A 9,719-nucleotide genomic window follows, 5' to 3' on the forward strand; every position below is an offset into this window, starting at 1 on the left:
GGACACCCCCATGCCCGACACCACGGCACTGCCGGCGGCCCGGGACCCGCACGCCAAACCGGCCGCGGCCGGCGCCCCGCGGCCCTCCAGGGCGATCATCCGCATCAACCGGGCCATCGTGGCGGCGAACGTGTGGATCTACCGCAGGAGCAGCGGCAAGGTGCTCGGCAAGTTCGGCCGCCTGGACGCGCTGCTGCTGACCACCCAGGGCCGCAAGAGCGGCAAGCGCCGCACCAACCCGGTCGGCTACCTCTACGACAACGGGCGCTTCATCGTGCTGGCGGCCTACGGCGGCAACGCGGTGCACCCCGGCTGGTACCACAACCTGCGCAGCAACCCGGCGGTGAAGGTCGAGATCGGCGCGGAGACGATCCGGTGCACGGCCGCGCTGCAGAAGTCCGGGGCCGAGCGGGACCGGCTCTGGAAGGCGCTGACCGACGTCTTCCCCACCTTCTTGAAGTTCCAGGACAAGACCGAACGCCTGCTGCCCATCGTCGTGCTCACCCCCGACGACCTGGACCCGCAGGAGCTCTGAACCTTCCGCGAAAGGAAGCCGATGAAGATAGCAGCACTGGATCCGGGCACCCCGCTGATGAAGCAGTTCCAGGAGACGACCGGGCCGATCACCCTGGTCAACGTCTTCGACGTGCCGCCGGAGCTGTACGAGGAGTTCCTGACCATCTGGCGTGCGGACGCCGCGTACATGAAGGCCAGCCCGGGCTGTATCCGCACGCAGCTGCACAAGGGCACGGGCGGCAGCCGGCTGGTCGTCAACATCGCGGTGTGGGAGTCGACCCAGGCGCTGTTCGCCGCCTTCAGCACGCCGGAGTTCCAGCAGGCGGCCGGGAAGTACCCGGAGGGGATCACCGCCTACCCGCACGCCTACGAGAAGGTCGCCGTCGAGGGGATCTGCGTCGCCTGACGCGGCGCCGCAAGCCGGTGTCCGGGGCGGTGTGCGGGCCGGCCGGACACCCGGCGGGTGTGGCGTGCGTCTCACTGGCGGGCCGCATGTCACACCCCGCGGGCGCCCGGCCTCTTGGTTGCACCACGACACGCTGTGAGCGGCCTGGACGCCCACTGGGAGAGGAACATGACTCAAGTACGGCAGACAAATCCGTGGGCGGTTCTGAGCGTCCTGTGCCTGGGGTTCGTGATGACCCTGGTGGACCTGACGATCGTGAACATCGCCATCCCGGACATGACCGACGACCTGGGCGCCTCGCTCGACCAGGTGCTGTGGGTCGTCAACTCCTACACCCTCGTACTGGCCACCCTGATCATCACGGCCGGGCGGCTGGGCGACATCCACGGCAAGGGCAATCTGTTCCTGTCCGGCGTGGCCCTGTTCACCCTCTCCAGCCTGGCCTGCGGGCTGGCGCAGGATCCCGCCCAGCTCATCGCGTTCCGCGCGGTGCAGGGCGTGGGCGCCGCGATGCTGATGCCGCAGACCCTGTCGATCATCACCGATGTGTTCCCGCCGGAGAAGCGCGGCGCCGCCTACGGCGTCTGGGGCGCGGTCGCCGGAGTGTCCGGGGCGATCGGCCCGACCGTCGGCGGCCTGCTGGTCACCCACATGGACTGGCGCTGGGTGTTCTTCATCAACATCCCCGTCGGCGTGCTGGTGCTGGTCTTCGGCCTGCGGGTGATGCCCAAGCACGTCAGGACCGTCCGGCACCGCTACGACCTGCCGGGCGTGCTGCTCGCCTCGGCCGCGCTGTTCTGCCTGGCCTTCGGCCTGACCGAGGGCGAGCGCTATGACTGGAACACCTGGATCTGGACGCTGATCGGCGGCGCCGTCGCCCTGCTGGGCGTGTTCCTGCTCTACGAGCGCGGCCAGCAGGACAACGAACCGCTGCTGCCGTTCTCGCTGTTCAAGGACCGCAACTTCGCCGTGGTCAACCTGGTCGGCATCGCGGTCTCCTTCGGGGTGCTGGGCATCCTGCTGCCCACGACGATCTATCTGCAGTCGGTGCTCGGCTTCAGCGCCATGAAGACCGGTCTGGTGCTGGTGCCGCTGGCGCTGGGCTCCATGTTCACGGCCGGTCCGGCCGGCATCCTGTCGGAGAAGTTCGGCGGCAAGTACATCCTGACGGCCGGGCTTTCGATGTTCGGCATCGGCATCACCTGGATCCTGCTGACCGCCGACACCGACAGCAGCTGGACGGCGTTCATCGGGCCGCTGTTCGTCGCCGGTCTGGGGGCGGGCTGCACCTTCGCCCCGATGGGCTCGGAGGTCATGCGCAACGTGCCGCCGCATCTGACCGGTGCCGCCTCCGGCGTCAACAACGCGCTGCGGCAGGTCGGTTCGGTGATGGCCGGTGCCGTCATCGGCGCGGTCCTGCAGGCCCAGCTGGTCTCCGCGCTGCGCGAGGAGGCCGCCACCAGCGCCGCCAAGCTGCCCGAGCAGTACCGCGAGGGCTTCACCTCCGCCTTCGGTGACGGCGCCAAGACCGTCGGCGTCGGCACCGACCAGGGCGGCGGCTCGCTCCCCGCCGACCTGCCCGGCGATGTGGCGCACACCTTCCAGGAACTGGCCGGCAAGGTGTTCTCCAACAGCTTCGTGGACGCGCTGCAGCCCACCATGCTGGTGCCCGCCCTGACGATGTTCGCCGGTGCGGCACTGTGCCTGGCCCTCAAGGGCGGGCCCACGCCCTCCGGCGGCGGCCACGGCGCACCCGCCGATCCGGCGGCCAGCACGCCGGAGAAGGACGCCACCGTCACCGGCTGACGCCGCCCCGGTGCCGCCCGGCACCGGCGCACTTTCCCCTACCGAATCCGCCCCCGGCCCCGACAGGGCCGGGGGCGCTCGTGGTTGGACATCCCCATGATCAGTCGAAGAACCCTCCTGGGCGCCTCCGGCGCCACCGCCCTGGGCCTCACCGCCCTGCGCCCGGCCGCCGGACACGCCCTGGGCGGCGTGCCCTGGGACCGGCTCCGCACCCGTCTGGGCGGCGATCTGGTGCTGCCCGGCGACGCCGGGTACGCGCTCGCCAAACAGCTGGACTCCAAGCAGTACGACTCCATCGACCCCCGGGCCGTCGCCTACTGCGAGAGCCCCTCCGACGTGGCGCTGTGTCTGACCTTCGCCCAGGACCACGCCCTCGCGCTGTCCGTGCGCAGCGGCGGCCACAGCCTGGGCGGCTACTCCACCACCACCGGCCTGGTCATCGACGTCTCCCGGCTCAACTCCGTGGCGCTGTCCGAGGGCCGGGCCACGATGGGCGCCGGGGCGCAGAACGTGGACGTCCTCAACGGGCTGGCCCCGGCCGGGCTCGCGGTCACCGGCGGCGCCTGCGCCACCGTCGCGGCCGGCGGGTTCATCCACGGCGGCGGCGTCGGCTTCCTGACCCGGCCGCTGGGCGTGGCCTGCGACGCGCTGACCTCGGCCCGGGTGGTGCTGGCCGACGGGCGGCACGTGACCGCGTCGGCCAAGAGCCACCCCGACCTGTTCTGGGCCCTGCGCGGCGGGGGCGGCGGCAACTTCGGCGTCGTCACCTCGTACACGGTCAAGCCCTCCCCCGTCACCGACGTGGCCACCGCCACCCTCGTCTTCTCCTGGGACAAGGCCCTGGACATGGTCGACGGCTACGCCCGCTGGCTGGTGGACGCGCCCCGCGCCATCGGCGGCGCCTGCGTGATCAACCTGCCCGACGCGGCGCCCGGCACCGCCCCGACCCCGGTGATCCGCCTGGTGTCCACCGGCACCCAGGCCCAGCTCGACGACGAGACGGGCCGCCTGCTCTCGCTCACCGGGCAGCCCGTCAACCGCACCGGCGGCACGCTCCCCTACCGCGACCTGATGATGGGCGTCTACGGCTGCGCCACCAAGACCGTCGCCCAGTGCCACCGCGCCGAGGCCACCGCGGAGGGGCAGCTGCCGCGGCCCGCGTTCAGCCTGGAGCGCAGCCGCATGTTCAAGGAGCCCATGTCGCGCACCGGCTGGGCCGGCGCGCTGGCCGTCTTCGACGCCGAGCGCCGGGCGGGCCAGATGCACCAGATGCAGGTGCTGCCGGTCGGCGGGGCCGCCGCCGACCTGGGCCGCACGGCCACCGCCTATGTGCACCGCGACAGCATCTTCACCGCCAACTACCTGGTGGCGATACCGGGTTCGGCCACGCCCAGCGGCGCCGACAAGACGGCCGGGCAGGCCTGGGTGGACCGGGGTTTCGCCGCCATCGACCCGCACTCCTCGGGCGAGACCTACCAGAACTTCATCGACCCCGCCCTGGCGGACTTCCAGCGCTCCTACTACGCCGAGAACCACCCGCGCCTGCTCGCCGTGAAGCAGGCCTACGACCCGCACCGGGTCTTCACCTTCGCGCAGAGCATCCGCTGAGCCCACCCACCCGCCGGCACCATCCGACCCCTTTCCAGGAGGCGCGCATGACCGCGACGCCGACAGACACCCACCCACCGCAGCAGGCCGGTCCGATCGACGGCAAGACGCTGCGCACCGTGTGCGGCCTCTTCGTGACCGGCGTGACCGTGATCACCAGCGGCAGCGGGCCCCACGCTGCCGGCACCACCGTCAACTCCTTCACCTCCGTCTCCCTGGACCCGCCCCTGGTGCTGTTCTGCCTGCACCAGGCCTCCCGGCTCCGGCCGTTGGTGGAGGAGTCCGGCGCCTACACCGTGAACTTCCTGGCCGGCCGGCAGGAGCCGCTGGCCTGGGCCTTCGCCGGGAAGCACACCGCGACCCTGCAGGACGTGGAGCACCGCTACTCCGGGGCCGGGGTGCCGGTGCTCAGCCAGGCCATGGCGTTCCTCTCCTGCCGCCTGGTCAACACCTTCGAGGGCGGCGACCACACCATCTTCGTCGGCGAGGTGGCCGAGCTCGGCGTGGCGCGCGCCGACACCGAACCGCTGATCTTCTTCCGCGGCTCGATGGGCGCCCTGGAGGACGAGCCGCACGGCCCGCACCCCATGTTCGACAGCTAGCACCCCGGGGCCCTGGGGGGCCTGAGGGCCTGTCTTTGAACCCCCGTCGTTCGCGCGGAGCGCGGGCGCAGCGGCGGCCGGTGCGTGCGATCGGTGTGCGGCGGCCCAGGTCATGTGGCGGAGCCACCTGTCCTGGGCCGCCGTGCGCCATGGGGGTCCCCCCTGCTCGAGCGCAGCCGAGAGCTCGGGGGAGGGCGTGCCGGCCGCCGGGGCGCAGGCGGGGGTTCAAAGACAGGCCCTGAGGGCCTTCCGGGGGGCCCGGCCAACGACCCGACCAAGCAAGGGAGTCGTGGATGTCCGGCACCACCGGAACGTCCGGTGCGTCTGTGCAAAGACGCCTGGCCCGTTTCAACCGCAGGTTCGCCAACCGCTTCGTCGGCCCGGTGCTCACGCGCCTGCCGGGCTTCGGCGCCGTCCTGCACCGCGGCCGCAAGTCGGGCCGCACCTACCGCACCCCCGTCAAGGTGTTCCGCAAGGGCCCGCACTATGTGATGTCCCTGCCCTATGGGCCCCAGTCGGACTGGGTGCGCAACACCGTCGCCCACAACGGCTGCGAGCTGCGCACGCTGGGCCGGCGCATCCAGCTGGCCGACCCGCGGGTGTACGTGGACGAGCAGCAGGCCGTCGTGCCCGCCCCGCTGCGGCCCATCCTGCGCCGCTTCAAGGCCTTCGACTTCATCGAGCTGCGCCCGGTGGCGGCCCGCGAGGAGGTGCCCGCCGAGCGAACCTGACCGCAATCCAATGCCCCCACCCGGGGGTCCGGTCGTGAACGGCGGTGGCTGTCCGACCGGCTTCCCACCGGCGGCCCCGCGTTCCGTTGTGTGTGGAGGCAAGATGGCATCGGCATCGGGCGAGGCCCTGCCGCTGGAAGCGATAGTCCTGATCGATGTTGCGATCGTCCTGCTCGCGGGCGCCGCGATGGCCCGCTTCGCGCGCCGGCTGCACCAGCCGCCCGTCGTCGCGGAGATCGCCGTGGGGATCCTGCTCGGCCCCAGCCTGCTGGGGCTGCTGCCGGGCGATCTGCCCGCCCGGATCTTCCCCGACGACGCCCGGCCGCTGCTCGGCGCGATCTCCCAGGTGGGCCTGGTGCTGTTCATGTTCCTGGCCGGCTGGGAGCTGGACCTGACCCGGCTGCGCGGCCGGGGGCGGGCGGTGGGTGCGCTGGCCGCGCTGGCCATGGCGGTGCCCTTCGCCCTGGGCGCGGGCGCCGCGGCGATGCTGTACGCCTCGCAGGGCACCGACGACGTCGGCACCGGCACCTTCGTCCTGTATCTGGGCACCGCGTTCTCCATCACCGCGTTCCCGGTGCTTGCGCGGATCATCCGCGACGGCGGCCTGTCCACGTCGCGGGCCGGCACCCTGGCGATGGCCTGTGCGGCGATCGGTGACGTGGTCGCCTGGTGCGTACTGGTGCTGGTGGTCGCCGTGGCGGGCGCGGGCGGCACCGGCGAGTTCTTCTCCGTCGTCGCCCTGACCATCGGCTACGGGGTGGTGATGGCTGTCGTCGTACGGCCGTTGCTGGCCCGGGCGCTGCTGCGCGGGGACGCGGGCCCGGCGAAGGGGCACCTGCTCGTCCTGATCGTCTCGGGGGTGTTCGTCTCCTCGTTCGTCACCTCCTGGATCGGGATCCACGCCATCTTCGGCGCGTTCGCCTTCGGTCTGGTGATGCCGCGGCGGCGCACGCCCGCACTGCACCACCAGGTCGAGGTGCCCATCGAGAAGGTGTCGGCGCTGCTCTTGCCGGTCTTCTTCGTGGTCACCGGGCTGTCGGTGGACGTGAGCGCGCTCGGTGTCTCCGGGCTGCTCGCGCTCGCCGTGATCGTGGTGAGCGCCGTGCTCGGCAAGTTCGCGGGGGCGGCGCTGCCCGCCCGGGTGGCGGGGCTGAGCTGGCGGGAGGCCACCGCGTTCGGGGCGCTGATGAACACCCGCGGCCTGACCGAGCTCGTCATCCTGGGCATCGGCCGTGAACTGGGCCTGATCTCGGCGCAGATGTTCACCATGATGGTGGTGATGGCCCTGGTCACCACCGCGATGGCGGGCCCGCTGCTGCGGCTGCTCGGCATGAGCGGCGGGGCGGCGGGCGCCGGGGCGGAGCGGGCCGTGGAGCGCGCGCCGGGCGGCGCGCCGTCGGTGGTGGTGCCCGCGGGCGGGCCGGGCGAGGGCTCAGGACCGCGGCCCGGCCCGCGCTGAGGCCGGTGCTCACTCCTCGTCGTCCGGGCCCGAGCGGACCCGCGCCAGCTTGTCCGGGTTGGTGACGGCGTAGATGCCGCGCACCTGGTCGCCGCCGGGCGTGAGGTCCATGACGATGACCGCGTAGGGCGACTCCTCGGAGAACACCACCGCCGAGGCATCGCCGTTGACGTGCCGGTAGTGGACGTCGATGTCCTTGGGGGCGCGCTCGGCGTATCCGGCGAGCATGCGGCAGACCTTGTCGCGGCCGCTGACGGGCCGCAGGCCCGCGGTGCGCACCTTGCCGCCGCCGTCGGTCCACATGGTGACCTCGGGGGCCAGCATCTCCATCAGCGCGTCGAGGTCGCCGCCCAGGGCGGCGGCCACGAAACGTTCGGTGACCTCCTGCTGGACCTGCGGGGTGGTCTCGTAGCGGGGGCGACGGGCCTGGACGTGGGCGCGGGCCCGGTGCGCGAGCTGGCGCACCGCCGAGGGGCTGCGCTCCAGGATGCCGGCGATCTCGGTGTGCGCGTAGCCGAACACCTCGTGCAGCACGAACACCGCCCGCTCCAGCGGGGTCAGCGTCTCCAGGACCACCATCATGGCCATCGACACCGACTCGGTGCGCAGGGCCTGTTCGGCGACGTCCGCCGCGGGCGCCTCGGCCGTCTTGGTGATCAGCGGTTCGGGCAGCCAGGGACCGACGTACGTCTCGCGCCTGCGGGTGATGGCGTCCTTGCGGGCCAGGGCGTGGTTGACGGCGATCCGCACCAGGTAGGCGCGCGGGTTCTCGATCTCCTGGCGGGGCGAGCGGCTCTTCTTGCCCGACCAGGACAGCCAGGTCTCCTGCAGGACGTCCTCGGTGTCGGCGACGGAGCCGAGCAGGTTGTAGACGATGGAGAAGAGCAGTTCCCGGTAGCCGACGAAGACCTCGGTGGAGGCCTCGACGGCGTCGAGGGCCTCGGCCGCGGCGGCCGCGGTGGTTTCGGGCGTGCCGCCCTGCTGCGTGGCCGATCCGTCCGTGAAGTCTTCGAAGTCTTCTTCCGCACTGTCGGACATGGTGCACCTCCCGTGTGACGCGCTCGCTCCTGAGAGGCCACGGCTGCCTGGAGTGTGACATCGGCCCGGCGGGTGTGTTTCACCTCACAGAGTCGGGCCCGCATGTCACACATGTCCAGGCCCGGCCCCTCTCGTTCGCGAGGGCATCCCGGGCCGCGGGGTGCGGGAGTCGGGACGGGGGACACCAACCTCTCGTCCGCGGCCGCGAGTTGTCTGATCTGTCGACCGGCCGGGGGCCGGTCGCCGACGAAAGGAACGGCACACCATGGCAGTTGCACAGCAGGCCCCGATCAATTTCGCCGTCATGTACGCGACGCACGACGCGTTCCGGCGTGACCTCGAAAGGCTCGCGGCGGCGGTGGCCTCCGGCCGGGCCGCCACCCCTCAGGTCCGGGCCGGCTGGGAGAATTTCAAGCGTCAGCTGCACGTCCATCACACGGTGGAGGACGCCGTGCTGTGGCCGCGGGTCGCCGCGCAGGTGACCGACCGGCCCGATGACCAGAAGCTCCTGGCCGAGATGGAGGCCGAGCACGCGCAGCTGGACGCGGTGCTCGACGCCGTGGATGCGGGTCTGTCCCGCGCGTCCGCGGACCTCGGCGAGCGCGTGGACCGGCTGGCCCAGTCGCTCGGCTCCCACATGCGGCACGAGGAGAACGCGGCGCTGCCGCTCATTCAGGACGTGCTCACCAACAAGGACTGGGACGCCTTCCGCAGCGCCATGGCCAAGAAGCAGGGCCCCAAGGGCGCGGCCGTCTACATTCCCTGGGTCATGGACGGCCGGGACGTCGCCGAGCGCAAGCGGTTCCTGGAGTGCATGCCCGCCCCGGTGAAGGTCCTCAACAAGCTGTTCTGGGAGTCGAGTTACCAGAAGCGGGGGCTCTTCTCCGCCTGACCCCACCCCGGCCGGCTCCGTGGAGCCGGCCCGCGAGCGGCCCCCCGTCGGGCCCCGCCCCAAGCGCGCCCCTGCCGGTGTGAATCCCCCGCCACCGGCGGGGGCGTCGGCGTTGCCGGGGGCTCGTTCTTCCTGGTTCTTCCTGGTTCCTCTCGGTTCTTCTTGGTTCTTCGCGGCCGTACGGGCTTTCGCCCCGTGCGGCCTTTGTGTTGCCCGCCCGGGCACGATCCGCCCCTTCGAAGGGACAGCAGTGATGACGACCCCTCAGTTCGCTCTCGCCGACCTCAAGCGCATCCTCCTGGAGGGTGCGGGCGCCGACGACGGCGCCGCCCTGGACGGCGACATCCTCGACCGCGACTTCGACGACCTCGGCTACGAGTCGCTGGCGCTGCTGGAGACCGGCAGCCGCATCGAGCGCGAGTACGGCATCGCCCTGGACGACGAGGTGTTCTCCGACAACCGCACGCCCCGCGCCCTGATCGCCGCCGTCAACCTCCACCTGACCACCTCCGCCGCGGTCTGACCCGGCCCGCCCCAGAGGAGAACCGATCATGCAGCAGGACAAGCGCGTCGCACTCGTCACCGGTGCGACCAGTGGTATCGGTCTGGCTACCGCCCGGCTGCTGGCCGGGCAGGGCCACCGGGTGTTCCTCGGTGCCCG

11 protein-coding genes are annotated in these 9,719 nt (G+C 71.9%); 10 read left to right on the plus strand and 1 reads right to left on the minus strand.

Annotated elements, in window-relative coordinates; all coding sequences use genetic code 11:
* Positions 1 to 10: 10 nt before the first annotated feature.
* The 7 genes from ABZV77_RS41605 (at position 11) to ABZV77_RS41635 (ending at position 7,128) form a co-directional block, all read left to right on the plus strand.
* Complete coding sequence (locus tag ABZV77_RS41605; protein WP_356268432.1) at positions 11 to 535, plus strand: nitroreductase family deazaflavin-dependent oxidoreductase; 525 nt, start codon at positions 11 to 13, stop codon at positions 533 to 535.
* 21 nt (positions 536 to 556) lie between these two features.
* Complete coding sequence (locus ABZV77_RS41610; RefSeq protein WP_356268434.1) at positions 557 to 922, plus strand: antibiotic biosynthesis monooxygenase family protein; 366 nt, start codon at positions 557 to 559, stop codon at positions 920 to 922.
* Positions 923 to 1,090: 168 nt separating this feature from the next.
* Positions 1,091 to 2,728 carry an MFS transporter gene (locus ABZV77_RS41615; RefSeq protein ID WP_356268435.1) on the plus strand — a complete coding sequence of 546 codons (1,638 nt, stop codon included), beginning with the start codon at positions 1,091 to 1,093 and terminating at the stop codon, positions 2,726 to 2,728.
* 96 nt (positions 2,729 to 2,824) lie between these two features.
* Positions 2,825 to 4,336 carry an FAD-binding protein gene (locus tag ABZV77_RS41620; protein WP_356268437.1) on the plus strand — a complete coding sequence of 504 codons (1,512 nt, stop codon included), beginning with the start codon at positions 2,825 to 2,827 and terminating at the stop codon, positions 4,334 to 4,336.
* 47 nt (positions 4,337 to 4,383) lie between these two features.
* Positions 4,384 to 4,938 (plus strand): flavin reductase family protein, encoded by a 555-nt coding sequence (locus tag ABZV77_RS41625; protein WP_356268439.1) that lies wholly within the window; start codon positions 4,384 to 4,386, stop codon positions 4,936 to 4,938.
* 293 nt (positions 4,939 to 5,231) lie between these two features.
* Positions 5,232 to 5,669 (plus strand): nitroreductase family deazaflavin-dependent oxidoreductase, encoded by a 438-nt coding sequence (locus ABZV77_RS41630; RefSeq protein WP_356268441.1) that lies wholly within the window; start codon positions 5,232 to 5,234, stop codon positions 5,667 to 5,669.
* Between the two features lie 103 nt (positions 5,670 to 5,772).
* Complete coding sequence (locus ABZV77_RS41635) at positions 5,773 to 7,128, plus strand: cation:proton antiporter (protein WP_356268443.1); 1,356 nt, start codon at positions 5,773 to 5,775, stop codon at positions 7,126 to 7,128.
* A 9-nt stretch (positions 7,129 to 7,137) separates the two neighbouring features.
* Here the strand turns inward: ABZV77_RS41635 and sigJ are convergent, their stop codons facing one another.
* Positions 7,138 to 8,166, minus strand: a complete 1,029-nt coding sequence (sigJ, locus tag ABZV77_RS41640; RefSeq protein ID WP_356268445.1) for an RNA polymerase sigma factor SigJ — start codon at positions 8,164 to 8,166, stop codon at positions 7,138 to 7,140.
* Between the two features lie 265 nt (positions 8,167 to 8,431).
* Here sigJ and ABZV77_RS41645 point away from each other — a divergent pair, with 265 nt between their 5' ends.
* The 3 genes from ABZV77_RS41645 to ABZV77_RS41655 all read left to right on the plus strand — a co-directional run.
* The gene (locus tag ABZV77_RS41645) at positions 8,432 to 9,058 is read left to right on the plus strand and encodes a hemerythrin domain-containing protein (protein WP_356268447.1); all 627 of its coding nucleotides are present in this window, start codon (positions 8,432 to 8,434) and stop codon (positions 9,056 to 9,058) included.
* Between the two features lie 253 nt (positions 9,059 to 9,311).
* Complete coding sequence (locus ABZV77_RS41650) at positions 9,312 to 9,581, plus strand: acyl carrier protein (protein WP_356268448.1); 270 nt, start codon at positions 9,312 to 9,314, stop codon at positions 9,579 to 9,581.
* Positions 9,582 to 9,609: 28 nt separating this feature from the next.
* Positions 9,610 to 9,719 (plus strand): SDR family NAD(P)-dependent oxidoreductase (locus ABZV77_RS41655; protein WP_356268452.1); only part of this gene is annotated, 110 nt, incomplete at its 3' end.

This window comes from Streptomyces sp. NPDC004732 (assembly GCF_040609235.1).
Classification (GTDB): domain Bacteria; phylum Actinomycetota; class Actinomycetes; order Streptomycetales; family Streptomycetaceae; genus Streptomyces.

What these genes read in the sequence shown, in the direction of transcription:
- ABZV77_RS41635 (WP_356268443.1), top strand. Translation starts at nt 5,773, where the DNA reads ATGGCATCGGCATCGGGCGAGGCCCTGCCGCTGGAAGCGATAGTCCTG.
- ABZV77_RS41605 (WP_356268432.1), top strand. Translation starts at nt 11, where the DNA reads ATGCCCGACACCACGGCACTGCCGGCGGCCCGGGACCCGCACGCCAAA.
- ABZV77_RS41645 (WP_356268447.1), top strand. Translation starts at nt 8,432, where the DNA reads ATGGCAGTTGCACAGCAGGCCCCGATCAATTTCGCCGTCATGTACGCG.
- ABZV77_RS41615 (WP_356268435.1), top strand. Translation starts at nt 1,091, where the DNA reads ATGACTCAAGTACGGCAGACAAATCCGTGGGCGGTTCTGAGCGTCCTG.
- ABZV77_RS41630 (WP_356268441.1), top strand. Translation starts at nt 5,232, where the DNA reads ATGTCCGGCACCACCGGAACGTCCGGTGCGTCTGTGCAAAGACGCCTG.
- ABZV77_RS41625 (WP_356268439.1), top strand. Translation starts at nt 4,384, where the DNA reads ATGACCGCGACGCCGACAGACACCCACCCACCGCAGCAGGCCGGTCCG.
- ABZV77_RS41610 (WP_356268434.1), top strand. Translation starts at nt 557, where the DNA reads ATGAAGATAGCAGCACTGGATCCGGGCACCCCGCTGATGAAGCAGTTC.
- ABZV77_RS41620 (WP_356268437.1), top strand. Translation starts at nt 2,825, where the DNA reads ATGATCAGTCGAAGAACCCTCCTGGGCGCCTCCGGCGCCACCGCCCTG.
- ABZV77_RS41650 (WP_356268448.1), top strand. Translation starts at nt 9,312, where the DNA reads ATGACGACCCCTCAGTTCGCTCTCGCCGACCTCAAGCGCATCCTCCTG.
- sigJ (WP_356268445.1), bottom strand. Translation starts at nt 8,166, where the DNA reads ATGTCCGACAGTGCGGAAGAAGACTTCGAAGACTTCACGGACGGATCG.